We start from the raw sequence: 25667 nt of genomic DNA, 5'->3' as shown, positions 1-25667 counted from the left end.
GTGATTTAGTTCGTATTTCTCAAATGTTTTTGAATTTCGATAATTTGCATCGCAATTTGTGCGGCTTTTAAAGGATCATTTTGCTGTTCGGCAAGTTTCTGCTGTTCCTTCAGTGTTTTTATATTCATGGAATCATTTGATTCATTTTTGATGATGCGGATATAATCATTAATTTCCCTGTCACTGATATTACCAAGTTCAGGAATCATTGCCATTTCAACTACTTGCTGCTTTAATTGGTCGTCATTCAGCCTTTCGATAAACAAACTAATGTCTGATGAATGTCCTTCCTCATAAAACCCATACAAGTGGGTTGCAATAATTTTATGTGCATCCACATTGAAACCGGCACCCAATTCCTCCTGTACCTTATCCGTAATGTAAGAATCTTGAAGCATATAGGAAATAAGTTTTTTTTCAGCATTATAAAAAGCTGGAAGCAATTTTTTACTGCGTTGTGAGATCGTATGCTTATTAGTATATCTGTTCTTTTGCTGATTATCCTTAGGTATTCCCCGTTTTTTCCTGTATTCATGTATTTCTGATGTCATGGTTTCGATTGAGATATGATATTCATTGCTCAGCTCTTTAAGATAATATTCCCTTTCAATGGAACTCTCAATCATTGCCAGTTCTTTCAATACATATTCAATATACTTGATGCGATCCCCTTCTACATTCAGGTTAAAATCTTTTTTCAGGTATCGCATATAAAAACTCATGTACGTATCACTTGCTTTTATTACTTTATCCTTGAATGCTTCTGGGCCATTTTTTTGAATGAAACTGTCAGGATCCATATCATTGTCAAGGTTTGCCACTTTAATCGAGCAGCCGACTTTCTTTAATAAATTAGCTGCTTTGTATGTTGCATCAAGTCCAGCCATATCCCCATCGTAGCATATGATAACCGTTTCCACGTAACGATTCAAAAGCTTCGCCTGTGGTTCAGTCAATGAGGTGCCCAGTGTAGCGACAACATTCTTGACCCCGGCCTGGTAAGCAGAAATTACATCCATATATCCTTCAAATAAGATAACTTCATTTTCTTTCCGGATATGTTTTTTAGCCAGATCAAAATTATACAGCAGTTTTCCCTTATGAAATAGTTCACTCTCTGGACTATTTAGATATTTTGGTTCCTGATTTGTAATCGACCTGCCGCCAAAAGCAACTGTTTTACCAATATGATTTCTGATTGGAAATATAACTCTTCCCCTGAAACGGTCCGTCACAGCATTATCATTTTGCTGAGATAATATTCCTGCCTTGATTAACAGCTGTTGATGAAACCCCTTTTTTGTAAGAAATTCAGCCACGAAATCCTTCACATTAGGAGCGAATCCCAATTGGAAGGCATCAATTGCTTCATCGCCGATTCCCCTGTCTTTCAGATACTGATAACCTTCTTTACCATCTTTTGTATACCTTATTAAATGATGATATAATTTCGTTAACCAGTCATTGGCAGACAGAACGCTTTGACTTTCTTCAGACATGGAAGATTCTTTTTTAATCCCTGTGTCAGGTAGTGTAAACCCGCTTTTATCAGCAAGAAACTTTACAGCTTCATAAAAGGAAAAGCTTTCCATTTCCATCATAAATGTTATTACATTCCCGCCTTTTCCACATCCAAAACAATGAAAGATCTGTTTTTCCTGTGTTACAGAAAAGGAAGGGGTTTTTTCACCATGAAATGGACATAGTCCAAAATAGTTTCTGCCCTGCTTTTTCAGCTGAACGTATTCACCAATGATATCGACAATATCATTGGACTTTCTTATTTCTTCAATAAACTCTTCAGGTATTTGATTGGCCATAGTAACCACCATACTATACTAATATTCGTGATGAATTTAAAAAATCCTTCACGTTTCGACATTTTTTTCTAAAACTCCGAAAAAAATTACCCTCTATATGCTAAGTCATTCTAAGAAGGCTATTATTATCCATATTTAGTTACCATTGTACCTCCACCAGTCGAATTATAAACCAAATAATAAAGAAAGCAGTTACTTATTAAATTGCTATATGGTTTAATTCTACATAAACATGCAGGAATCCTTCTTTATTATGAATGTTTTATTTTTCAGAATAGCCTATTATTGTGTTTTTAAACATAAATATTACACAAAAATTTATTATAGTACATTTCTTTTAATATAGCTATCAATATGTTTTTATTTTCTTTATAAAAGAAAATATTCTGCCCATAGTGGCACAGAACGTTATAGTTTTCTTGAAAAGAGCTTATGCTTAGAAAATTCCATTAGATTTGTTTCTTTTGCATCATGCGCATGATAAGATTTGCAGTTTCTTCCACTGCCTTGTTCGATACATCAATTACCGGACAACCGATCTTATCAACGACCTTATTAAAATATTCAAGTTCTTGTTGTATTCTTTCCATATTGGCATATGTAGCCTGATCACCGAGCCCAAGAGCTTTAAGTCTTTCTTTTCGGATGCCATTCAACTTCTCTGCAGTAATCCGTAAGCCGATACATTTAGATGGATCGACAACCATCAGTTCTTCAGGTGGATCCACTTCAGGAACAATCGGAACATTTGCCACCTTAATTCGTTTATGTGCCAGATACTGTGACAGTGGGGTTTTAGATGTACGGGAAACTCCGATTAGTATAATGTCTGCCCTTGCAATCCCCCGTGTGTCTCTCCCATCATCATATTTTACAGCAAATTCGATTGCTTCGATCTTTTTAAAGTAATCATCATCCAATTTATGGATAAGTCCAGCCTCAAGCCGGGGACTTTTATTGAATACTCTCTCCATGGCATCCATTGTCGGACCCATAATATCGATAGCTTCCACATCCATACTTTTTGATTGCTCGTTTAAGTAGGTTCTTAATTCGGGGTCGACCAACGTGAAACCAATCATACCTTTCTTCTCTTTTGCGATTTGAAGAAACTCGTCAATTGTCTCTTTATCTTCCACGTATGGGACCCGCTGGATTTTATAATCACCGATTCTGAACTGACTAAGCCCCGCTTTGACTACTAATTCAGCAGTTTCACCGACAGAGTCAGATAATACATAAACAGTTGGTTGATCACTCATTTTCCAAACCCCTCTCCATCCCTTTGTTATTGCTTCAAATGCTACACTTGTTCGTCTGTTGTTAACTCCACAAGGACTTTTGTCATTGTCGTTTTTGTTATTCTTCCCACGATTTCCAAACCCGCTTCTGTATCTTTTACCACCGGAAGACCATCGATTTGTTTCGTTATTAATTTCTGTGCAGCCTCAATCAGTAAATCTTCCCTTCGACAAACAGTTATATTTGGCATTCGGGTCATTATAATATGGACCGGTACTGAATTTAAATTCTGCTGGCCGATGCTGGCCCGCAGTAAATCTTTACGGGAAAGCACACCAGTCAGACATGATTGATCATCTACTACAAATAATGTACCAACATCCTCAAGAAACATCATTGATATTGCATCATAGACAGAGACACTTTCTTTTACTACAATTGGGACCTGCTGAAATTCCTGTACCTTGAATTTCCTGATTTTCTCTGTCAACAGTTCCGAACCCGTTTTACCTGTAAAAAAATAACCGACACGCGGCCTCGCATCGAGGAATCCTGCCATTGTCAAAATAGCTAGATCCGGTCGCAAGGTTGCTCTGGTAAGATTTAATTGATCAGCTATGTTTTCACCGGTAATCGGTCCATTTCCTTTTACTATTTCTATAATCTGTTCTTGTCTTTTACTTAATTCCACCTTTTCACCACCCGTAAAACAATATGCCATACAATTTCAAAATATAATACTAATTATATAGTAAAAAGGGAAAGTATGTTATACTAATTATTTTTAAATTAGGTTTTTTTCGAAAGTGGTTGCTATTAGATGCATGAACTTGTATAAGTTGCGACGTAATTTGGCGACCGCATTGGGAGATACAGATTCTGTTAAGCATTTCATAAAACACCTTCAAATTAAAATTGCTGTTTCCATTCAATGATTCTAAAATCCGCAAAATCCTTAATCATTAAGGATAATTCATGGATCAATCCAAGACGATTCGCACGTATTTTTATATCATCCGTCATGACCATATTGTTTTCAAAGAATTCATGTATCGGTTCCGCCAATTCGGCCAGAGAAGACAAAGCATCGTCTGCCGCCTTTACCTGGTTATAGGCTGGGAAATCTTTTTTCGCCGAACGGTATTTCTCGAATAATTCTTTTTCCGTATCGGTTACAAACCGTTCTGGTGTGATTGAATCTGTGTCACCTGCTTTATCAGACAGGTTAAGCACCCTTGTCAATGCTTCCTGTACCGGTTTAAATGACTCATCATTTCGTTTATCGGCAAGTATTTTTGCTTTTGAAATTGTATAATCAAATCTGCCAACCTCCGCATGTAAAACAGCATGAATGACATCCTGTGCAATATCCATTTCCTTAAGCAGGAATACAGCACGATGTCTGAAAAATTCATTCAGCTCTTTCTGTACTTCTTCATTGCTATGCTGTTCAATTTGTGTTTGCTGATAGACCGAAAGTGCAGCATCTAAAATTTCTTCCAAAGAAACGTCCCATTTTCTGTTTTCCATTATTCTTAGTATTCCTGCAGCCTGTCTGCGCAGTCCATAAGGATCCTGGGATCCGGTTGGGATTAATCCCACTGAAATACAACCAACAATCGTATCCACCTTGTCAGCGATGCTTACAATCGCACCAATGAGTGTATCGGGAAGATCTCCATTGGCCTGCTTCGGTAAGTAATGTTCTCTGATTGCTTGTGCCACATCTGCGTCTTCTCCGAAGTGGACAGCATATTTTTCACCAATCACACCTTGAAGTTCAGTGAATTCATTTACCATATTGGTCATTAAATCAAATTTGCTGATTTCCGCTGCCCTTAATGCCTTTTTCTTTGCTGATTCTTCTAATTCTAATAAGTCTGTAATACTTTCAGTTATTGCGATGATACGTTTTACTTTGTCACTGATTGTACCAAGCTTCTCCTGGAATACGACACGATCAAGCTTTTCCTGATAATAGGATATAGACTGTTTTTTATCTTCTTCAAAGAAAAATTCTCCGTCAGACAGTCTTGCCCTCAGCACCTTTTCATTACCCCTTGCAACGGTACCTAGGTGATGGTCATCGCCATTTCTGACTCCAATAAAATGTGGAAGTAAATCACCATCTTTTGTAATTACCGGGAAATAACGTTGATGCTCTTTCATTGACGTAATTAATACTTCAGCTGGTAAATGAAGGAATTTGTCTTCAAATGAACCCATAAATACAGTAGGATATTCCACCAGATTTCGTACTTCTGCAAGCAGGTCGGCATCGACCGGAATCTTGAAACCATTCTCCTTCTCAAGAGCTTCAATGCCTTTTAAAATTAATTTTTCACGTTCTTTGGAATTGACGACGACATAGTTTTCAGCCAGCGATGATTCATATTCTGATGGATCATTTAATGTGATTTCCTTCCCAAGAAAGCGATGTCCAACGGTTTTGTTGGCTGTTTGAACACCCGTGATTTCAAAGGGAATTGCATCATTTCCATATAATGCAACGAGCCAGCGGATTGGACGTGCGTAACGGAGTGTTTCAGACGCCCATCGCATGTTCTTGCCGAATTGAATTGATTCAATAATTCCTTTAAATTCAGGAAGCAAGTCAGACACAGGCTTTCCATCTATATGTTTCTTTACAAAGATATAGGAAATCCCTTTTATTTCTTTTGTATAGATATCATCCGGAGTTTTACCCTGACCTTTCGTAAAACCAATGGCAGCTTTCGTCCATTCACCATTTTCATCTTTGGCTATTTTTTCTGCAGGGCCTTTCGCTTCCTCCTCAATTGTAGTTTGATATTCAGCTATATTACTGATCTTAACCGCCAAGCGTCTTGGTGTAGAGAAGGAGGTTACGGAATCAAAAGATATTCTTTGTTCTTCCAACCATTTTGTCGCTTTACTTAAAAGCTGCTTTTCTGCATCATCAATGAATCTTGCCGGCAGCTCCTCAAGTCCGATTTCAATTAAAACATCCTTAGCCATTTAATTTTCCTCCTTTTGAAGCATTGGAAATCCCAGCTTCTCTCTTTCGGCAACATATATTTTTGCAATACTTCTTGCCAAATTACGGATGCGCGATATGTACCCTGTACGTTCAGTTACCGAAATGACTCCTTTTGCATCCAGCAGATTAAATGTATGCGAACATTTCAATACATAGTCATATGCCGGGAACACCAGACCTTTTTCCATCGTCGCCCTTGCTTCTTCCTCATACATGGAGAATAATTGAAAAAGCATTTCCGTATTCGATTCTTCAAACGTATATTTAGAATGTTCATATTCAGGCTGGTAAAATATATCTCTCACTGTTACACCGTTATTCCATTCCAGTTCAAACACATTTTCCTTATCCTGAATATATGATGCCAGACGTTCGATGCCATAGGTAATTTCCACTGTCACTGGATTTGCTTCAAGACCACCAATTTGCTGGAAATAAGTGAACTGTGTTATTTCCATACCATCGAGCCAAACTTCCCAGCCTAGTCCTGCTGCACCTAATGTCGGGTTTTCCCAATTATCTTCCACGAAACGGATATCATGTGCAAGCGGATCAATACCCAGTTTTTTTAGGGATTCTAAATAAAGTTCTTGTATGTTATCTGGAGATGGCTTCATGATCACCTGAAATTGATGGTGCTGATACAGACGGTTTGGATTTTCGCCATAACGCCCATCGGCCGGCCTTCTGGAAGGTTCCACATATGCAACATTCCAAGGCTCTGGTCCCAAACTGCGGAGCAATGTCATTGGTGACATTGTCCCTGCTCCCTTTTCTGTATCGTACGCTTGCATGAGTATACAATTTTCTTCAGACCAGTGTTTTTGAAGTGTTAAAATCATTTCCTGGATATTCATTTCATGCTCTCCTTCATAACAATTTTTTTGTAATACATAAAGGCTCTGTTCGTAAGTTTTGTTTTTTTATATTTATCGTAGTTGATATAAACTGTGAAGTAACTTGTATGTTGGGTCTCTAACCTGGTAATGGAAGCATGTTACTTCGGCAACCGCAGCCCGTATACACTCCGCTTTCCGCGGGCGGCTGGTGAGCCCTCCTCGTGCTATCGCACTGCGGGGTCTCACCGATGCCTTTCCTCCCGCTGGAGTCTACGTGTATACGGGATGCTGATACGGAAATTCACAAAAAAATCTGTGCATGAAAAATCAATACATTTGATTTACTTTCAGTGCATCAGCTATTTTTTATAACAAAAAGATTCCTCCGTCCCCATTAACTGTTGCAAGTACAGTAAATGCAGCAATCTTCTATCCAGCTCGGGGAAATACACGGAGACTCCTTGAAAATGCATCCGCATTTTCTGCGTGCGATGTAGTGCTGCCGCAGCTTTCCTTGTCCTACGGGAAGAGAGGCATAGGTGAGACACTGAAATGCACTAGCATGAAGGGGCTCACCAGCCGCCTTAGGATGCGCGCAGTGTATTTTCCCGCGCGGTAGCCGCAGTAACTCGCTTCCATCGTTAGTGCCCACAGTTCTAACGCAAATAGTAGTTACTTCGCAGTTTACATATATTGTGTCGGTGGAACGATTAACTGCAGGCCCAATCTGTTAGAAGACAAAAACCGTCCCTATGTCTACCTGCAGATAGACATAGGGACGGTTTTTGCCGCGGTTCCACCCTATTTGCTCATGATAAAAGCCACTTTATTATGATTGCTCCGGAGCTCCCTTCCCAGGATTCCTTTCATCCGGCTTTCACTATCCCAGACTCGCTTTTGAAAGAAAATTGACTGGTACTCTTCTCCATCGTCACAGTTCATTATTTAATTTTGAAATATGTAAAAATAATACTTTATCCATCTGAATATGTCAATAAACAACTACTTTAAACGATCGAGCTGTTCCAAAAACTTCCTTGATTTCAGATGAAAACCGCCATATTGGTCATAATACATGTTCAGCAATTGCCGAAGTGTTTTTTTATTTTCTGGTTTGACAGAAATGGAGCCGACTCTCTCAAGACCGACAGCTGAAAAAATATGAAGCAGTTTAGCTAGTGAATCGGACAGACCTACAGCATTTTCATCAAGATGGCGACATTTTATACAAAGCATCCCACCTTCAGATATGGAAAATGCATATGGTGTGTTTCGATTACCGCAATTTGTACAGCGGTCAACAGTTGGCGCGAACCCGCCTTTTTCAAATAGTTTCAACTCATACATCAAAATCGGAATGGCTGCATCTTCATTTTCTGCAATCCATGTCAACGTTTGATGGAATTGATCATACAGATATGGATCCGGCAATTTGGAATCCAGCAGCTTATCTGTCAGTTCCGTAATGTAAGCTGCATAGGAAGTCTTTATAATATCTTCCCTCACTGCGCGGAAAGAGTCAATGATTTCGCCTTGTTGGATTGTGCTTAGACCGCTGTTGAGATAAATGAATAACTGAGCATGGATGAACGGCTGCGTAACAGCAGCCATTCTGCTCTTTGTTTTTTTTGCTCCTCTTGCAAGTGCTGTAAATTTGCCTATTTTCTTACTGAATATCGTAACAATTTTATGTGTCTCACCATAGTCCTGTGTTTTTATAATAAAACCGTCAATTTTTTCCAACACAACCGTTTCACCTTTCTTCCCCATTCCAAGATGAACGTATTTCAATTATATTTTTGCATCCAGCGAAGAGATTTCTTCCGGATCAGCCTGGCCTTGCTCCTGATTATATGTTGCATCTTCCAACTCTTTCATTAATAAATAGGTTTCAATGTTTCCTGTCTGACTAAATACTTTCCACGTTAGTTCTATCACAAGAAACCCCACCTTTCTTTAATTTGACCTGAAAATGTAACTCAGTAATTAGAGTGGCTCATATGCTGAATATCATAAGTATAAAAAATTACCAACTTTAATATTCATCATTGCGAAATCCAAGTTCATGCAGCTGACTCTGTTTGTTTCTCCAATCTTTCTTCACCTTTATCCAAAGCTCCAAATATACTTTCGAACCAAGTAACGCCTCAATGTCTTTACGGGCATTTCTGCCAATATTTTTCAGCATGCTTCCCTGTTTACCGATCAGAATACCTTTTTGGGTGCTTCGTTCCGTAACGATTATTGCTTGGATTAATAATTTATCCTGCTCTCTTTTTTCTATATTTTCAATTACTACTGCAATGGAATGTGGAACTTCTTCCTTCGTCAAATGCAGTACCTTTTCTCTGATCAATTCAGAAATTACAAACCGCTCCGGGTGATCTGTTACCTGATCAGCTGGATAATACTGCGGGCCTTCAGGCAAATGACCTTTTAAAACATCTACTAAGTGGTCTACATTATTGCCTTCTAGAGCTGAAATTGGAATGATCTCCTGAAATTCAAGTTTTTGCCTATATTGTTCAATTAAAGCAAATACTTCTTCCGGATGGATAAGATCAATTTTGTTTATAATCAGAAAGACAGGGCTTTTAACCTTCTGCAACAGATCAATGATATACTGATCTCCTCTTCCGTAGCCTTCTTTGGCATTAATCATAAATAAAACGGCATCCACTTCATTTAGCGTATTCTCGGCAATATTGACCATAAAATCACCGAGTCGGTGTTTCGGCTTATGAATACCTGGAGTATCAATAAAGACTATCTGTGCATCCTCTGTTGTGAGAACACCTTGTATTTTATTTCTCGTAGTTTGGGCTTTATCGCTCATAATTGCAATTTTTTGACCTATGACACGATTCATAAATGTTGACTTGCCAACATTTGGTCTCCCGATAATGGTTATAAATCCTGATTTGAATGTACTGTTTGAGTTCATATTGTGTCCTCCGAGACATTTTCTTTTATATTTTATATAATACTACAAATAATGCACGCTTTCACTTAATCGACAAAACCTTTAAAAAGAATACCTTTTTTTCTAACTTACCACATATACAAAAATATAAAACTAATGGCTGTCTATTTCATTAAACAGCCGTTTCTTGCAGTGAAAAAATGCCTGGTTAGCTTACTTTATTATTTTTATCTTATTAATTAAGGGGGAAATGGAATACACTCTTATTAGCTGAAGGAAGTATGTTTGTGAACAACAAAAAGCCCTTTCGACACAGGGCTTTTAAAATATGCTAACCGAGCAATTTCGGAAAGAAAATGAGCAAACCGACGATGAATGCGATGACAGCACTAATCAGCACTGCCCCCGCCGCAATATCTTTGATCACTTTGGCACTTGGATGAATTTCTGGCTTCAGATAATCAATCGTTTTTTCAATAGCACTATTCGTTACTTCAGCCATTAGAACAAGCCCTATAGCCAAAGTAACTATCGCCCATTCGACATTCGACAGGCGAAAGACGAATCCCGCTAAAACTGTAGCAATGGTCGCGGCTAAATGAATCCTGAAATTATGTTCCGTTTTTGCAATTTCTTTGATACCATTCCAAGCATAGGAAAATCCAATACCTTTTCGTTTATCTTTCAATTCCGAACTCACCTAAAATTTCTTCCTGTCTTTTAAACATTTTTTCCTCATCTGCCTTATTCATATGATCATATCCCAGTAAATGAAGAAAGCCATGAACAGTAAGAAATGCAAGTTCTCTTTCGTCTGTGTGGCCGTATTCCATAGCTTGTTCTTTAGCCTTATCAACTGAAATGACGATATCACCCAGAGTCAGAGGCATATCTTCACCAACGATTTCCAGTTCACCTTCAACAGATTCCTGCATTGCAAAAGAGATTACATCTGTTGGTGTGTCCTTTTGTCTGTAATTCCGATTAAGCTCCTGAATCTCTTTATTGTCAACAAAATTAACGGACATTTCAGCTTCACTTGTTATTCCTTCTTTTTTTGCGGCGAAATTCAGTAATCGTTGAATCAGGTCAATATAATCGGTCGGTACAGAATTCGTATTATCATGAAAGTCAATATACATTCAATTAGCCTCCTTCATCGGATATTGTATTCTTGAGTGAAAAATACCTTTAAGCGATTCACATATAGCACTCTGAATGATATTTAGCTCCTTTAATGTTAAAGGACTTTCATCCAATTGTCCATCAGCGACTTTATCTTTAATAATCGAGGCGACAATTGCCTCAATCTTTTCTTCGGTCGGCTCCTTCAGAGAACGTACGGCTGCCTCCACCGAATCACATACACAAATGATCGCAGCCTCCTTTGTCTGGGGGTTTGGTCCCGGATATCTGAAATCGGCTTCCTTTACGTTTCCATTATTCTCTGTTGCTTTATAATAAAAAAACTGTAATAAAGATGTCGCATGATGCTGCATTGCAATATCGATAATTTCTTTTGGAAGCTTATGTTTCTTTAGCATTTCTGCTCCGTCGTAAGGATGGCTTATAATGATTTCCGCACTTTCTTTCGGGTCTATGAAGTCATGGGGGTTTCGCATAGATACCTGATTTTCAATAAAATAATGTGGACGAACCGTTTTTCCGATATCATGATAGTATGCGCCCACACGTGCCAACAGACCATTTGCACCAATTGCCTCGCACGCCGTCTCACTTATATTTGCCACCATAACCGAATGATGATATGTCCCGGGGGCTTCCGTCAAAAGTTTTTTCATTAATGGCTGGTTCGGGTTTGAAAGCTGCAGTAACTTTACATCCGACAGAATGCCTAGTGTAGTCTCGAAAAACGGCAGCAGCCCGATTGTAAGTACTGCTGCAAGGAAAGCGGAAACGAGACCGAAGCTTGAATGGATAAATAAATCAATCCATGAATATTTTTCAAAAGATAGAAATAAAAATAGTAAAACAGTGATAATATTTACAGCCGCTATACCAACACCCACTTTTAGGATTGCCAATCTGTCTTTCAAGTTTATCAGGAAAATGATCCCGGTAAGCTGTGAAATGAGAAAGTATATCCCAGCTTCCACATTTAATGCACCTGCAATCTGCCCATTAAATATGACACTTCCGAGAATGGAATACAAGGCAGCGAGTACGATTGCCAGCCGCTCATTTATTAATATTTTAACAAGCAGAACACCTGTAGCAATCGGTGTAACAAAGAATAGGTGATTTGACTGGGTGGTATATAGGCTGATGATTTTCATTAATGATACGACAATTATACTGATAATGAAAATCACCATGATTTTTCCATAATTCCATTCATTCTCTCTTGCCGTTCGGTACATCTCCAATCCTATTAAACTACAAATTAAAATAATCAGGAGCGAAAGTCCAATTAAAGGAAAAATATTCCTTTCATCGTCCAACAAGCCGACAAGTTCAAGTTCTTCATATACTTCGTTTGTGATTGGCTGCCCCTCTCTAACAATTACCTCACCAGCACGAATGAGAACAGGATCAACGCTTGCAGCTGCTTCTTTGCGTGCTTCTGATGTTTTTTCGTAATCAAAGAAAGAGTTTTCTGTTACCGCGAATTCAATAAGTTCATTTAATGGCTCTTTCAGTGATTGGTCCAGAGAGGAAAAATCGATGGTTTGTCTTACATTTGTTCCGGCAGTTTGCAGATTCTCTGTCCGAACACCATTATTTAACGTTTCTTCCAAAGATGTTATAAATATAGCTCGGGCATCTTCGAGTTCCTCTGGAGAAAATTTCATTAATTCAATAAGAGTATTATCTTCAACCGATTCATTAATTTCTTCCGATAAAACTTTTTTTAAATCTGTGACTTTTTCCTGATCTGTTAACTGGTCGGATGTTTCTTCCTCACCGGTTTCAACGTCATTTATTGCAGGCTCTTCTCCCATTTTTATAATGGCGTCGAATATTTCTTCAATAAAACTGATTTGTTCATTGGTGATTTCGTTGGATATATTATACCTATCCTGGACGGACTGTACGGTTTCTCTTGTTTTGCGTTCAGTTTCTTTTTCGTTTTCAATCGTAATCGGAGAACGGATTGTTGCACTGGCATTGCTAAAACGCTCTATATCATAAGTTTCTGTATGTACATTGTTAAGGGTAATAAAAAAGAAGAAAATACCTAATAATGCTACTGGCAATAAGATAAAGATCCAACTATGTCTATCCTTGTTTGATTCAAAGATTCTTTTTAATCTATCAATCATTTGCATCACCCCACTGTTTGTAACAGTTATAAAGAAATAAGACCCGTCTTTCAGGGTCTTACTTCAAAAAATAAGAATGCATAAATTTTGGCAGCAATTAACTCTCATACAAAAACAGCCACGTCCAGCTCCGGTTCCTAGAAACTCCTGTCATAAGCAATGGACATTCCAAGCGCGAAAACCATGCGCTTTCCAGTCCCTTGCTTATGCATGCGTTTCTAAACAGTCACCTGCGCTTTTGTTCGTCCAGCTCCGGTTCCTAGAAACTCCTGTCATAAGCACTGGACATTCCAAGCGCGAAAACCATGCGCTTTCCAGTCCCTTGCTAGCATTGAGTTTCTGAGCAGTTCCTCCTCTTTTCTTCTTCTTTACTTGTCAATTTCATATGCTGCTATAATACGTTGAACCAACGGGTGTCTCACTACATCAGTCTGATTTAGGTGAATAAAGGATATTCCTTCCACGGTGCTTAGCAGCTGATGGGCGACATTCAAACCAGATTTCACCCCTTTAGGAAGGTCAATCTGAGTAATATCACCTGTAATAATCATTTTTGATCCAAATCCTAAGCGGGTTAGAAACATTTTCATTTGGGCCGGTGTTGTATTTTGTGCTTCATCCAAAATAACAAATGCGTCATCCAACGTTCTCCCTCGCATATAAGCCAAAGGAGCTATTTCGATTGTTTCACGTTCAATCAGGCGTAACGTATGCTCTACCCCCAAAACGTCATGAAGGGCATCGTATAATGGTCTTAAATATGGATCCACTTTTTCCTTAAGATCACCAGGTAAAAATCCGAGGCTTTCCCCAGCTTCAACAGCTGGACGGGTAAGGATGATTCGTTTGACCATCCCATTCTTTAAAGCATGTACAGCCATGACTACCGCCAAATAGGTTTTACCAGTGCCTGCTGGTCCTATTCCAAATACGAGATCATTGGATTTAATAGCATGAATATAACTTTTTTGTCCAAGTGTTTTTACCCGGATAGATTTCCCTTTGGCATTTTTTGTTATTTCATCCTCAAAAAGCGTTTCCAATTGGTTGATTTTTCCCTTTTTCGCTAAATCTACTGCATATACAACGTCTCTTTCAGAAATGGATTGACCTTTTCTAATAACCGACAGCAGTGTCAGGAGAATTTCCTGCACAAGAGAAACGGATTCCTCAGTTCCGGAAACACTGACCGCTTCCCCTCTGGATACTATAGAAACTTCCAATTGGGATTCAAGCTGTTTAAGGTTCTTATCATTTGTTCCGAATAAAGCAAGCGCTTCATTCGTACCTGTTAATTGCAAATCAATTTCAGTTAGGCTACCTGACATAATCAATCTCCTTGATTTAATGGTTCTTGCTTTACTATATTTTCTTCTACAGAAACATATATGTTTAAGTTAACTTTACCACGCTCTATAGTTTCATGCAAAACTTTTTCTGACAATATTTCCGCATCAGGTCCTAATTCATGCTTCAGCTGAATAACCGCTTGTTCCATACCTGCTTTAATTGCCTCTTCCTTTGACCTTTCAGCCTGAATATATTCCTTCTCACTTAATACCGTTTCAATAACGGAAACCGGAAGCTCCCATTTCAGGAAGTTAATTTTATTTTCTTTTATATCTCTATGAACGTCCTGATAGGGAGGGTCTTTAAATCCCCAGATAGGAAACTGGAATGCTCCCGTCTTTAAAAAGAATTTCTTTTTGGAATTCCCTGTCAGTCTTTCATAATTGTATTGTAATGGTACGGTTAAGGAAACTTCATACCAAGTATTTGCAGTAACTTCGGCCTCGGCAGCTATGGGCTCTATTCTTTTATTATTTTCATCTTCATCTTCACTTTCGTCTGTATTTCCTAAAACCCCTGAAACTAGTATATCTCCAGGTTCAACATAATCATTTACTTTTACCATTGGGGTCCCTTTGGATACATACATTTTAGTAATGACCCCTTTTTTTGATGCGACAAGGTTTCTTGGCTGTTCAGGATCTGCTTCCTGAACAATTATTTTTTCTACACCCTCAAGGTAAAAGGTTGTCCCTTTTTGGTCTACCCCTGCCCAGAGAAGTTCAGGAATGTCATTAATTAATCTTTGCTGTATTTCTGTCGGAGTATCAATTGAAAAGAGCCATGCACCTGGGTGAACGCCATAGCTGCTTAACTGCTTGTCTATTTTTTCTTCAATATCTCTCGGTACACCAGTAATTTTCACTTCCCAGATTATGTTTGAGAGAAACAGGAAAAATAGAAAGCTAATCATTAACCCGATAACTAAAGGTTTCTTTCTGAAAAATCGTTTCATTAAGAATGGATAACCGTTTCTCCCTGTAAATGATACTTTATAGATTGTTTTCCTTCTGATCTGTTTCATCTTTTGTATGTCAGATAGTTTTATTTTTCCTTCACAAGCATCTTTGTCTAACTTCTTTACATCCCAGACCATGATGCCTTCGCTTGCACATTTTTGAAAAAACAACTCAGGAGCAGTGCCTTTAACTAAGATGGTTACATATCCTGTGGCGCGAACAGTTCCATTTCTATATTTCATAGCATCCTCCTTAAAAATAGCTCAATTCATTAAGAACTTCACTTCAGAGATAGTGCCTTCCAGCAAAATCTCTTTTGGTAACATCATCTTTAAAACAAAGGAAGAACCTTTAATTTGAACATAACCTTTGTTTATTTTTAACTTCAGTTCATTATCAGAATAAGTTGCCAACCCCTGATGATTTTCAATATAAATATGAATATGCCCTATAATCGTTATCCGTGGCATCTCGAGAATAACATCAGAAGGAAGAGAGAATTGTTCAATTAATAAGGAACGCAAACGTTGTTGCCAATTAGCCAATGATGATCCCCCCTCACATAGATATGTATGAATGGGGAGACAATATAAGAACAGAATTGGTGATTTTACCAATTTAACGATTGGAATTGAAAGACTGCAAATTGGAGGGTGTGCGAGGAAGGAAAACAAAAATCAATCTGGACATTATTTAACCGAAGTAATCCTGTAAAATCTCTTTTAGTGTTTCGGCTCTATAACCATAAGAGTTGATATAAAATGCGACGCGGGATGAGAAGCTCCGGCTACCGCTCGGGGAAATACACTGCGCGCATCCTAAGGCGGCTGGTGAGCCCCTTCATGCTACGCATTTCAGTGTCTCACCTATGCCTTTCCTCCCGTTGGAGTCTCCGTGTATTTCCCCGAGCTAGTTACCGATTAACTACATTCATACAGCGATAAGATTACACAGCTTTACCAGTTCGGGTGAGCGGCGGGCAGTGACTCCTCGAAAATATAAACCAATTTTCTTACGAAGATGCAGATGCTGACGAAGCGTTCCTTGTCCTGCGGGAACAGCACGTGTCCGAAGACCCCGCAGAGTGGTTTTCTCTTCGGGGCTGAGGCCGTGCCCGTGGAAAGCATCCGGCCAGAGCGATCCCGGACGGCGGGAGAAGCATATGTAATAAGCCTAAGTTACTTCGCATTTTACATATATGCGCAACAACAATTTCTTAAGTAGACCAGTAACCTCAGTGGAAATTTTATGGAAAACGTCCAAAGAAAAAGCCATTCATGCAGAAGTGGTACTTTTGCATGAATGGCTTTCAATTTTATCTTATTCGATCTTGAATAACAGTTTTATACGGTTTCTTTGCCCTTGGTGATCCCAGTAATTCGGACATGATGATTCCGTTAACTAAACCTTTGGCTTCAAAGTTACCGACAACTTGTTTTTTCATTTTCTGTTTCTGTATCGTTGATTCTCTTTTTGGTTCCTTCAGGTTGCTTCCTCGGGAAGATTGACTCGTTAGATCCTCAATGGAATCTGTTACAGTATTGTATTTGTTAGCCAGCCTTTCCATCTGTGCCTTCTGCTGTTCTTCAATCGATGCAGTTGAGACAGTTGGCTTCCGTGACCCCTCACGGTAGACTTGTCTTTCAGCCCTTGGCTGTGCTTTTCTTTCCGGAGGAGCTTTCGGGATTCTGCCAGTCATTGGGGGAGCTGGTCGTTTCTTTTCCTTTTGGGTGGTCTCCTGATCATTACCGTTTCTAAAAAATCCTAAAAGCGCAGAAACTATAATGATTATAATAAAGAGATTATCAAAAATCCAGTCCATCAGATCCCTCCTTTCAGCAAATTACGAATCATTATTTTTGATCATCTTCCTTGCTGTCTTTGGTCAATTTACCAATGGTGTCACGCATTTCAGTGTCAGCACCGATATTTTGATAATTCATATAATCCATTACACCCATTTTCCCTGTTCTTAAAGCTTCTGCAAGGGCTAGTGGTACATCTGCCTCAGCTTCCACAACTTTCGCACGCATTTCCTGAACACGGGCAACCATTTCCTGTTCTTGTGCAACAGCCATTGCACGACGTTCTTCTGCTTTTGCCTGTGCGATGTTTTTATCTGCTTCAGCTTGGTCAGTCTGCAGGATTGCCCCGATGTTTTTGCCGATATCGACATCTGCAATATCAATCGAGAGAATTTCAAACGCTGTACCTGAATCAAGACCTTTACTTAGTACAGTTTGTGAAATGGTGTCCGGATTCTCGAGGACTCTGGAATGCGACTCAGAACTACCGATCGTACTAACTACACCTTCACCAACACGGGCAATAATTGTTTCTTCACCAGCACCACCGACAAGTCGGTCAATATTGGCACGAACTGTAATCCTTGCCAATGCTTTGACTTCAATCCCATCCATTGCAATACCGGCGATGAACGGTGTTTCAATTACTTTCGGATTAACACTCATCTGTACTGCTTCCAATACATCACGACCCGCCAAATCAATGGCAGCGCCTCTTTCGAATGGAAGATCGATGTTCGCACGGTGAGCTGCGATCAAAGCATTTACTACTCTATCAACATTACCGCCAGCTAGGTAATGGCTCTCCAATTGGTTTGTTTTTACATTTAATCCAGCTTTATGTGCTTTAATTAATGGGTTAATTACCCTGTTTGGTACAACTCGACGTAATCTCATACCAATTAATGTAAAGATGCTTACCCTTACCCCTGCAGCCAGAGCGCTGATCCACAATGCTACCGGTACAAAAGTAAATAGTATTGCTAGTGCAATTAAGATTACCGCTATGATAATGAGCGGCATAAGTTCTCCTAATGTCATTTAAATTCCTCCCATTTTTTTATTCGTTTGTTTCTTTTACAACAACACGGACTCCTTCTACCTTAACCACTTTTATTATTTTATCCTTATTGATAAATCCGCCTTCTGACACGACATCTATTCGTTCATTATCGAATAATCCAATGCCGGACGGTCTTAAAGGCGTGAGAGCCACACCCTCCAAACCAAGAAGTTCCAAACGGTTTACAGCAGATACATAGCCCTGTTCGGTCGTTGTACTGTCTTTAAGAATAATGTGCCGGAAAATGCCTTTATCCATACCAATCCTTCTAAAAAGAATGACTGCAGCAACCAATGTAACAAGAAAGGCAATTCCAATACTCATTGACATATGTCCCAGATCATATCCAGACATAAATAATGAACCAATAATTGCCCCAATACCGAGTGAACCAAGAATACCTCCGGGAACAAAGAACTCAGCTGCAATCAAAATAATTCCAAGCAGTAGCAGGACAATAGCTTCCATTCCGGCAAGACCAGCAATTATATGTCCGTAGAAGAACAAGAGTAGTGAAACGATTCCCATAATTCCCGGTACACCGAAGCCAGGTGAATATAGTTCGACGATAAGTCCCAGGCTTGCTACCGAAAGAAGAATCGGAATGACGATTGGGTTGGTCAGGAATCTCGCAACTTCCTCAGCAACAGAAGGGTCTGTTTCGACAATGGCAGCCTCTGATAATTCAAGCTCATATAAAAGCTCAACACGATCATTAACGGTACCATCGGAATAACCGACTTCAATCGCATCTGATGGACCGAGAGTCAGGAATTTCCCTTCTGGGGCACCGTATTCAGGCAGGTCAATACTGCTATCTGCCATAGCCGCTGCATACAAAGGGTCTCTTCCGGTTGACTCCGCGGCACTGCGCATTTGAGCAAGCCAAGCTGATTGTGCCTTTTCATCAGCTGCTGTCCCATCAGAGTTAATGACCCCGCTCGCACCCATAGTCGCATGGGGATTGAAATAAATGGTATCCGAAAATAATGCGATATAGGATCCTGCAGATAGTGCTTCATTAACAATGTAAGCGGTGGTAGGTATATCCAGGCTTTGGATCAGAGAGCCTATTTGACCAGCAGAATCTACTCTTCCTCCAGGCGTATCTATTTCAAATATGATGTGGTCAGCACCTGCTTCAATTGCTTCCGAGGTTGTTCGTGATAAAAATGCCTCCAGTCCCCGTTCCACTTCCCTTTCTATCGGTATGACATAAACGGTTTTACCTCCACCTTGCTGAGCAATGGCGGCAGCCCCAATATTCACTGTTAAAGTGAAAAATGATAGAAAAATGGCTGCAATCATTACTATGTATAATGTAACCCGTTTTACCGACAAAATGATTCACCTCCCTCAGCCTGTTACATACGTATACGAAAGAGGTATGTAATTGGTTTCATAATGTTTTATAGGAGCATCGTCATAATTAGATACTATCACAATCATCCTCTATAGAGAAACCGTGACTGCTTTTTTGTCAAAATATTTTTTTGCACGAAGCAGCAATATAATAAAGGACCCCTGTCAAAATGACTGGAGTCCAATTATCACTTATTGTAATTGTTGTTGCACTGCTTTTTTTATTTGAGAGCCATCTGCTTTACCTTTTACTTTAGGCATTACAGCACCCATCACTTTACCCATATCTTTCATAGATGTAGCATTCACTTCCTGAATCGTTGACTGAATAATTGCCGATAATTCGTCTTCTGACAGCTGCTCCGGTAAGTACTTTTCAAGTATTGAAAGTTCATTTTCAAGTTTTTCAACCAGATCTTCTCGTCCTGCAGCTTTAAATTCCTGGAGGGAATCTTTTCTTTGTTTAACTTCTCTGGATAGAATAGTTAAATCTTCGTCCTCAGATAGAGTATCTTTACCAAGTTTAATCGATTCATTTTGTATGGAAGCTTTCACCATGCGAATAACGCTTAGGGCTTCTTTATCTTTGTTCTTCATCGCTTGCTTCATATCTTGATTCAGACGATCAAGTAACGTCATACGCTTGCACCCTCTTTAGAATTTACGCTTTCTAGCAGCTTCAGATTTCTTCTTACGTTTTACACTAGGTTTTTCATAGTGTTCACGCTTGCGATATTCCTGTAGTGTACCACTTTTTGACACACTGCGTTTAAAGCGACGAAGAGCATCCTCAAGAGACTCGTTTTTACGAACGCGAGTTGTATTTGACATGCTAATTTCCCTCCCTCCGAAGCACAAAACCAATTTATACAGACATATATTACCTTTTCATGCCTTGTTAAAGTATAATATATTCCTACTAACAGGTCAACGATTATTTATACCTATATAGTCTAAATAAAAGTCTCTGCCAAAAAATCAGTAATCGGAATTACTTTTGTTTCCATTCACAATGTCAATCCCTGCACTTGCACCTATACGTGTAGCCCCGGCATCAATCATCATCTTTGTCGATTCGAGGTCACGGACACCACCGGATGCTTTGACACCCATATCAGCCCCAACTGTCTCACGCATCAGTTTAATGTCTTCCACGGTGGCGCCTCCACCGGAAAAACCGGTTGATGTTTTGACAAAATCCGCTCCTGCTTCTTTAGCAAGTGTGCAAGCACGAATTTTTTCTTCATTTGTAAGCAATGAAGTTTCAATGATTACTTTTGTCAGGGCTGCTCCTTTTGCTGTAGCGACTACAGCTTGAATGTCAGACATAACAAAATCATCATTGCCGGATTTCAATTCTCCTACATTAATTACCATATCAATTTCAGTTGCACCATCTTCAATAGCCTGCTTAGTTTCAAAAACCTTTGTTGCAGTGGCTGTTGCCCCTAATGGAAAACCTATTACCGTACATACCTTTACGGAAGTGTTTTTCAATTGGTCAAAACAGTAGGAAACCCAATGGGGGTTAACACAGACAGAAGCAAACTCATATTCTTTTGCTTCATCAACAATCTGTTGGATTTTTTCTTTGGTGGTTTCAGGTTTTAACTGTGTATGATCAATATATTTAGCCAATGCTTTACTCATTTAAATCTCCCTCTCTGTAAAGAGCTATTATCAATGAACCTTTTCACCTGCATGGGTAGCATTATCCATAACTCTCACAAACGTACCTTCGTTATATGGATAACCTGGTTTTGTAATTTTCACACGAACAATTTTGCCAATCATGTCCGCTGTTCCTTCAAATTGAACTTTCATGTAATTATCCGTATAGCCAACAAGCATCTCGGGATGTTTCTCATCAACAATCCGTTCTTCCGGTATAACCTCAAGTACTTCGTTTTCAAACTGTGAAGCATATTCTTTCGCCAATTGATCCGATAAGGCTATGAGACGATGCACCCGCTCTTCTTTAACCTCGTCTTCCACTTGGTTTTCCATTCTTGCGGCAGGTGTACCTGTCCGTCGTGAGAATGGGAATACATGCAATTCAGAATAACCAATTTCTCTTATGAAGTTATATGTCGCCATAAATTCTTCTTCCGTTTCACCTGGGAAACCAACAATAACATCTGAAGTAATCGCGAGATCTGGTAAGGCCTTTCTTATTTTCTCCACTTTTTCCTTATAGAATCCTGTGGAATACTTTCTTCTCATTCTTGCCAATACTGTATCAGAACCTGATTGCAGTGGTATATGCAAATGTCTTACAATTTTCTCGGAATTGTCCAGTACTTCAATTACCTCATCTGTAATCTGACTTGCTTCTATTGATGAGATACGAATGCGCTCCAACCCTTCTACCTTCTCCAGTTCCCTGAGAAGCATAGCAAAATTATAATCCTTCAGATCTTCTCCGTAACCGGCAGTATGGATACCTGTGAGGACAAGTTCTTTATAACCGGCTTCCACCAGTTTATGAGCTTGTTTGATTACATTTTCAGGCTCTCTGGAACGAAGCAGACCTCGAGACCATGGAATAATACAGAATGTGCAGAAGTTATTGCATCCTTCCTGAATTTTTAATGATGCACGTGTGCGATCAGTAAATACAGGTACATCCATTTCCTCAAAGACACGATTTTTCATGATATTGGAAACACCATTAACTGGTTCCTTCGTTTGCTTGTGTTCTTCAATATATTTGAATATGTTTTTACGATCCTGAGTACCTACTACAACATCGACACCCGGAATCTCCATAATTTCCCCTGGAGAAGTTTGTGCATAACATCCTGTAACACAAATAACCGCATCAGGATTTTTCCGGATCGCCCTCCGGATTACCTGTCTGCTTTTTTTGTCGCCGGAATTCGTGACGGTACATGTATTAATGACATAAACATCTGAGTCATGGTCAAACTCAACTCGCTCATAACCATGATCCATAAACATACGCCATATACCTTCAGTTTCATAATGATTTACCTTACAGCCCAATGTATGAAATGCTACTGTTGGCATCCATCACACCTCAATTCTTCAAAATGATAGGAAATGCTTGCTAACACATAGAGTGCAGCAGTTTCTGTTCTTAAGATTCTAGGGCCCAGACGGACAGGGTGAAATCCGCTTTTTTTTAGTGCATCGGCTTCTTTCTCTGAAAACCCGCCTTCAGGTCCTATACACACCAAAAGATTCTGATTTGGCGAAAGCTCATCAATAATATTTCCAAGGGATTGGTAAGCAGGAATTTTTGCTTCTTCCTCATATGCAAAGATGGCTTTGTCATATTGCTTGCTTTCCGATATTAAACCATTCAGGTTCATCGCTTTTTTTATCACAGGTATTTTATTTCGATGGCTTTGCTCACTTGCTTCTTTAACAATTTTTTCAAAACGTTTTAGCTTTTTCGCCTGTTTTTTATCATCCCACAATGAAACAGACCTGGCAGCCTGGTATGGAATAAAAGAAGCGGCCCCAAGTTCTGTCCCTTTCTGCAAAATCAATTCAAATTTATCACCTTTAGGAATCCCTTGGGCGATCGTCACATTGACAGGCTGTTCGACATTCTCATCCAACCATTCTTCAATCACTGCAGTAACAGTGCTATCATCAATTGCCGATATGCTGCATAAAGCAGCTTTTCCCTGGTCATTATTGCAAATGATTTGGTCCCCTGTTGTTTTCCTCATTACTCGGGAAATGTGATGGACATCGTCACCTGTAATTTTTACTTCATTTCCGTTAAAATTGGATGAAGGAATAAAATATCTTTGCAATTCACGCACCTACTTCATGTTTAAAATTGCGCTAGTTCATTTTTTCTCGCAACAATCGAGACCCAGTCTTCCATTTCATTAACAGCTATAATTGAAAATCCCTGTTCTTCAAGCTTTTGTTTTACAAGCTGCTTTTTTTTCTGAATGATTCCTGAAGTGATAAAGTATCCGCCTTCTATGAGATTGTTCCAAGCATCTTCAATAAACCTTACGATTATTTCAGCTAGAATATTGGACACTATTACATCTGCTTTCATGGAAACATGATTAAGCAAATTATTTTGTTTAACTGTAATTTGCTTATCCAGCTGGTTGACTTTTGCATTTAGTTTTGTGCTGTTTACTGCTATTTCATCCAGGTCATAGGCAAAAACTTCCTTCGCGCCTAGTTTGGCAGCAGCAATACTAAGAACCCCGGAACCGCACCCGACATCGATGACAATATTATTGTCGGTCAAATATTCTTCAAGTGCCTGGATGCTAAGTACGGTTGTAGGGTGTGTGCCAGTGCCAAAAGCCATACCTGGATCAAGCTCGATAATGATTTGATCTGTTGACACGGGTGAATAGTCCTCCCATGTCGGTGTGATCGTTATGCGCTGTGAAATTTTAACTGGCTTATAATATTTTTTCCAGGCGGTAGCCCATTCTTCTTCATTAACCTCACTTAGAGACACATCATTTCTGCCAAGATCAATATCATAGATCAGCAAATTATTGATCGCCTGTTTAATCTGCTCAACGGTTTCACCCAAAAAACTGTTGATTGGAAGATATGCTTTTATTCTGACACCTTCTTCCGGATATTCATTTGGATCTAAATCATAAATTTCACCGAACTCTTCTGCATGGACCTTTACAAGATCAAGAGGGTCTTCGATAACAAGACCGCTGGCCCCTGTTTCATGCAGGATATTGGAAATTGGTTCTATCGCTTCGTTTGTCGTATGGATACAAATCTCTGACCATTGCACCGTTAATCACCCATTCCATTGGTAGCTGTTATGTAGAGGATATTGCAGTGGCAATATCCTTATTCCCCTTTAAACGCCTTTTTGAACTTTTGGAAAATATTCCCGTCTTGCTCATCTGTAGAATCATTTCCCCCAATTTCATTAAATTCACGCAAGAGTTCTTTTTGCCGATCAGTTAGTTGGGTTGGTGTCATGACTTTTACTTTTATATGCTGATCCCCCTGGCCTCGACCACGAACGTTCGGGACACCTTTTCCTCTTATACGGAATGTTTTGCCTGTCTGTGTACCGGCTGGTATTTTCAGTTTTACCTTCCCATGGACGGTAGGAATTTCAACTTCATCTCCTAGAGCGGCCTGTGTAATTGTTAACGGCAGCTCACAGAAAATATGGTCTCCTTCCCTTACAAAGAAATCATGTTCCCTGATTTGAATGAGAACAAAGAGATCCCCTGCAGGTCCGCCATTTTTACCCGGTTCACCTTTCCCAGATACTCTAATTTGCTGACCCTCATCAATACCAGCAGGAATACTGATATGAATTTTTTTATTCTTCCTGACAGTTCCATCGCCGCCGCACGTTGTACATTTTTCAGGGATGATTTTTCCTGTCCCATTACAATGATGACATACTCTGCGATTAACCACACGGCCAAATGGTGTATTTTGTTCCTGGTTTAACTGACCAGATCCACTGCAATGGGAGCAGGTTTTCGTTTTTGTACCAGGCTTGGCACCAGATCCATTACATGTTTCACAGGATTCTTCTTTTGGTATGTTAATATCCGTTTCCTTACCAAAAATAGCTTCTTCAAAATCAAGAACCATCGTGTATTGCAAATCCGCACCCTGTTGTGGAGCGTTTGGGTCTCTCGTTCGACCACCGCCACCAAAGAACATATCAAAAATGTCGCCGAATCCTCCGAAGTCCTGCGCACCTCCGCCAAATCCTCCGAAACCTTGGCCTTGTGCTCCAGCGTGACCGAACTGATCATATTGTGCCCGCTTCTGATCATCGCTCAATACTTCATAAGCTTCTTTTGCTTCTTTAAACTTATCTGCGGCACCCGCCTCTTTATTTACATCAGGATGATATTTCCTGGCTAATTTCCTGTATGATTTTTTGATTTCTTCTTTCGATGCACCTTTTTCCACACCAAGGACATCATAATAATCTCGTTTGCTCAACTTTCATCACTCTCCCGACCCAATATAGCATAGGTTTTATCATATCATCAAT

24 protein-coding genes are annotated in these 25667 nt (G+C 39.4%); all 24 read right to left on the bottom strand.

Annotated elements, in window-relative coordinates; translation table 11 throughout:
• Window positions 1-5 precede the first annotated feature (5 nt).
• The 24 genes from dnaG to dnaJ all read right to left on the bottom strand — a co-directional run bounded on the left by dnaG (window position 6) and on the right by dnaJ (window position 25615).
• Entirely contained in the window at window positions 6-1820 is a 1815-nt protein-coding gene (gene dnaG / locus A4245_RS08975; RefSeq protein ID WP_067727387.1) for a DNA primase, read from the bottom strand.
• Between the two features lie 449 nt (window positions 1821-2269).
• Window positions 2270-3082, bottom strand: a complete 813-nt coding sequence (locus A4245_RS08970) for a pyruvate, water dikinase regulatory protein (protein WP_067727386.1) — start codon at window positions 3080-3082, stop codon at window positions 2270-2272.
• A 41-nt stretch (window positions 3083-3123) separates the two neighbouring features.
• Window positions 3124-3783 carry a transcriptional regulator CcpN gene (locus A4245_RS08965; protein WP_067727385.1) on the bottom strand — a complete coding sequence of 220 codons (660 nt, stop codon included), beginning with the start codon at window positions 3781-3783 and terminating at the stop codon, window positions 3124-3126.
• A gap of 188 nt (window positions 3784-3971) precedes the next feature.
• Window positions 3972-6059: a glycine--tRNA ligase subunit beta gene (gene glyS / locus A4245_RS08960; RefSeq protein WP_067727384.1), complete on the bottom strand. Its 2088-nt coding sequence runs from the start codon at window positions 6057-6059 to the stop codon at window positions 3972-3974.
• Window positions 6060-6938: a glycine--tRNA ligase subunit alpha gene (gene glyQ, locus A4245_RS08955; protein WP_067727383.1), complete on the bottom strand. Its 879-nt coding sequence runs from the start codon at window positions 6936-6938 to the stop codon at window positions 6060-6062.
• 984 nt (window positions 6939-7922) lie between these two features.
• Complete coding sequence (gene recO / locus A4245_RS08950) at window positions 7923-8666, bottom strand: DNA repair protein RecO (protein ID WP_067727400.1); 744 nt, start codon at window positions 8664-8666, stop codon at window positions 7923-7925.
• Between the two features lie 45 nt (window positions 8667-8711).
• Window positions 8712-8858, bottom strand: coding sequence for a YqzL family protein (locus A4245_RS19665; protein WP_084268737.1), 147 nt, complete (start codon window positions 8856-8858; stop codon window positions 8712-8714).
• A 97-nt stretch (window positions 8859-8955) separates the two neighbouring features.
• Window positions 8956-9864, bottom strand: coding sequence for a GTPase Era (gene era / locus A4245_RS08945; RefSeq protein WP_067727382.1), 909 nt, complete (start codon window positions 9862-9864; stop codon window positions 8956-8958).
• 310 nt (window positions 9865-10174) lie between these two features.
• The gene (locus A4245_RS08940) at window positions 10175-10543 is read right to left on the bottom strand and encodes a diacylglycerol kinase family protein (RefSeq protein ID WP_084268736.1); all 369 of its coding nucleotides are present in this window, start codon (window positions 10541-10543) and stop codon (window positions 10175-10177) included.
• The gene (gene ybeY / locus A4245_RS08935; protein ID WP_067727380.1) at window positions 10521-10985 is read right to left on the bottom strand and encodes an rRNA maturation RNase YbeY; all 465 of its coding nucleotides are present in this window, start codon (window positions 10983-10985) and stop codon (window positions 10521-10523) included. The genes A4245_RS08940 and ybeY overlap by 23 nt, the downstream gene beginning before the upstream one ends.
• Window positions 10986-13127, bottom strand: coding sequence for an HD family phosphohydrolase (locus tag A4245_RS08930; protein ID WP_067727379.1), 2142 nt, complete (start codon window positions 13125-13127; stop codon window positions 10986-10988). It abuts the gene before it with no gap.
• A 368-nt stretch (window positions 13128-13495) separates the two neighbouring features.
• The gene (locus A4245_RS08925) at window positions 13496-14455 is read right to left on the bottom strand and encodes a PhoH family protein (RefSeq protein ID WP_067727378.1); all 960 of its coding nucleotides are present in this window, start codon (window positions 14453-14455) and stop codon (window positions 13496-13498) included.
• Between the two features lie 2 nt (window positions 14456-14457).
• Window positions 14458-15678, bottom strand: a complete 1221-nt coding sequence (gene yqfD, locus A4245_RS08920; RefSeq protein WP_067727377.1) for a sporulation protein YqfD — start codon at window positions 15676-15678, stop codon at window positions 14458-14460.
• 21 nt (window positions 15679-15699) lie between these two features.
• A complete protein-coding gene (yqfC, locus tag A4245_RS08915) occupies window positions 15700-15981 on the bottom strand; it encodes a sporulation protein YqfC (RefSeq protein ID WP_067727376.1) in 282 nt (93 codons plus the stop codon).
• A gap of 770 nt (window positions 15982-16751) precedes the next feature.
• On the bottom strand, window positions 16752-17258 hold the full coding sequence (locus A4245_RS08910) for a hypothetical protein (protein ID WP_067727375.1): 507 nt from the start codon (window positions 17256-17258) through the stop codon (window positions 16752-16754).
• 31 nt (window positions 17259-17289) lie between these two features.
• Entirely contained in the window at window positions 17290-18282 is a 993-nt protein-coding gene (gene floA / locus A4245_RS08905; protein WP_067727374.1) for a flotillin-like protein FloA, read from the bottom strand.
• A 19-nt stretch (window positions 18283-18301) separates the two neighbouring features.
• Window positions 18302-19648: an NfeD family protein gene (locus A4245_RS08900; RefSeq protein ID WP_234402381.1), complete on the bottom strand. Its 1347-nt coding sequence runs from the start codon at window positions 19646-19648 to the stop codon at window positions 18302-18304.
• 210 nt (window positions 19649-19858) lie between these two features.
• Window positions 19859-20305 carry a GatB/YqeY domain-containing protein gene (locus A4245_RS08895; protein ID WP_067727373.1) on the bottom strand — a complete coding sequence of 149 codons (447 nt, stop codon included), beginning with the start codon at window positions 20303-20305 and terminating at the stop codon, window positions 19859-19861.
• Window positions 20306-20320: 15 nt separating this feature from the next.
• Complete coding sequence (gene rpsU, locus A4245_RS08890) at window positions 20321-20497, bottom strand: 30S ribosomal protein S21 (RefSeq protein ID WP_010650937.1); 177 nt, start codon at window positions 20495-20497, stop codon at window positions 20321-20323.
• Between the two features lie 147 nt (window positions 20498-20644).
• The gene (gene deoC, locus A4245_RS08885; protein WP_067727372.1) at window positions 20645-21316 is read right to left on the bottom strand and encodes a deoxyribose-phosphate aldolase; all 672 of its coding nucleotides are present in this window, start codon (window positions 21314-21316) and stop codon (window positions 20645-20647) included.
• A 30-nt stretch (window positions 21317-21346) separates the two neighbouring features.
• Window positions 21347-22696, bottom strand: a complete 1350-nt coding sequence (gene mtaB / locus A4245_RS08880) for a tRNA (N(6)-L-threonylcarbamoyladenosine(37)-C(2))-methylthiotransferase MtaB (protein ID WP_067727371.1) — start codon at window positions 22694-22696, stop codon at window positions 21347-21349.
• Complete coding sequence (locus A4245_RS08875) at window positions 22684-23463, bottom strand: 16S rRNA (uracil(1498)-N(3))-methyltransferase (RefSeq protein WP_407668379.1); 780 nt, start codon at window positions 23461-23463, stop codon at window positions 22684-22686. The genes mtaB and A4245_RS08875 overlap by 13 nt, the downstream gene beginning before the upstream one ends.
• An 11-nt stretch (window positions 23464-23474) precedes the next feature.
• A complete protein-coding gene (gene prmA, locus A4245_RS08870) occupies window positions 23475-24428 on the bottom strand; it encodes a 50S ribosomal protein L11 methyltransferase (protein ID WP_067727369.1) in 954 nt (317 codons plus the stop codon).
• A gap of 59 nt (window positions 24429-24487) precedes the next feature.
• Window positions 24488-25615, bottom strand: a complete 1128-nt coding sequence (gene dnaJ, locus A4245_RS08865) for a molecular chaperone DnaJ (protein ID WP_067727368.1) — start codon at window positions 25613-25615, stop codon at window positions 24488-24490.
• Window positions 25616-25667: the final 52 nt, after the last annotated feature.

The organism is Oceanobacillus damuensis (assembly GCF_001618145.1).
GTDB lineage: Bacteria > Bacillota > Bacilli > Bacillales > Amphibacillaceae > Oceanobacillus > Oceanobacillus damuensis.
This window is presented reverse-complemented; position numbering and strand designations above follow the sequence as displayed.

Excerpts from the sequence above, each read along its gene's own strand:
- A4245_RS08930 (WP_067727379.1), bottom strand. The coding sequence starts at position 13,127 with ATGATTGATAGATTAAAAAGAATCTTTGAATCAAACAAGGATAGACAT.
- A4245_RS08970 (WP_067727386.1), bottom strand. The coding sequence starts at position 3,082 with ATGAGTGATCAACCAACTGTTTATGTATTATCTGACTCTGTCGGTGAA.
- floA (WP_067727374.1), bottom strand. The coding sequence starts at position 18,282 with ATGACATTAGGAGAACTTATGCCGCTCATTATCATAGCGGTAATCTTA.
- glyS (WP_067727384.1), bottom strand. The coding sequence starts at position 6,059 with ATGGCTAAGGATGTTTTAATTGAAATCGGACTTGAGGAGCTGCCGGCA.
- A4245_RS08895 (WP_067727373.1), bottom strand. The coding sequence starts at position 20,305 with ATGACGTTACTTGATCGTCTGAATCAAGATATGAAGCAAGCGATGAAG.
- glyQ (WP_067727383.1), bottom strand. The coding sequence starts at position 6,938 with ATGAATATCCAGGAAATGATTTTAACACTTCAAAAACACTGGTCTGAA.
- deoC (WP_067727372.1), bottom strand. The coding sequence starts at position 21,316 with ATGAGTAAAGCATTGGCTAAATATATTGATCATACACAGTTAAAACCT.
- mtaB (WP_067727371.1), bottom strand. The coding sequence starts at position 22,696 with ATGCCAACAGTAGCATTTCATACATTGGGCTGTAAGGTAAATCATTAT.
- yqfD (WP_067727377.1), bottom strand. The coding sequence starts at position 15,678 with ATGAAATATAGAAATGGAACTGTTCGCGCCACAGGATATGTAACCATC.
- ybeY (WP_067727380.1), bottom strand. The coding sequence starts at position 10,985 with ATGTATATTGACTTTCATGATAATACGAATTCTGTACCGACCGATTAT.
- dnaG (WP_067727387.1), bottom strand. The coding sequence starts at position 1,820 with ATGGCCAATCAAATACCTGAAGAGTTTATTGAAGAAATAAGAAAGTCC.
- A4245_RS08925 (WP_067727378.1), bottom strand. The coding sequence starts at position 14,455 with ATGTCAGGTAGCCTAACTGAAATTGATTTGCAATTAACAGGTACGAAT.
- A4245_RS08965 (WP_067727385.1), bottom strand. The coding sequence starts at position 3,783 with ATGGCATATTGTTTTACGGGTGGTGAAAAGGTGGAATTAAGTAAAAGA.
- rpsU (WP_010650937.1), bottom strand. The coding sequence starts at position 20,497 with ATGTCAAATACAACTCGCGTTCGTAAAAACGAGTCTCTTGAGGATGCT.
- A4245_RS08910 (WP_067727375.1), bottom strand. The coding sequence starts at position 17,258 with ATGGACTGGATTTTTGATAATCTCTTTATTATAATCATTATAGTTTCT.
- era (WP_067727382.1), bottom strand. The coding sequence starts at position 9,864 with ATGAACTCAAACAGTACATTCAAATCAGGATTTATAACCATTATCGGG.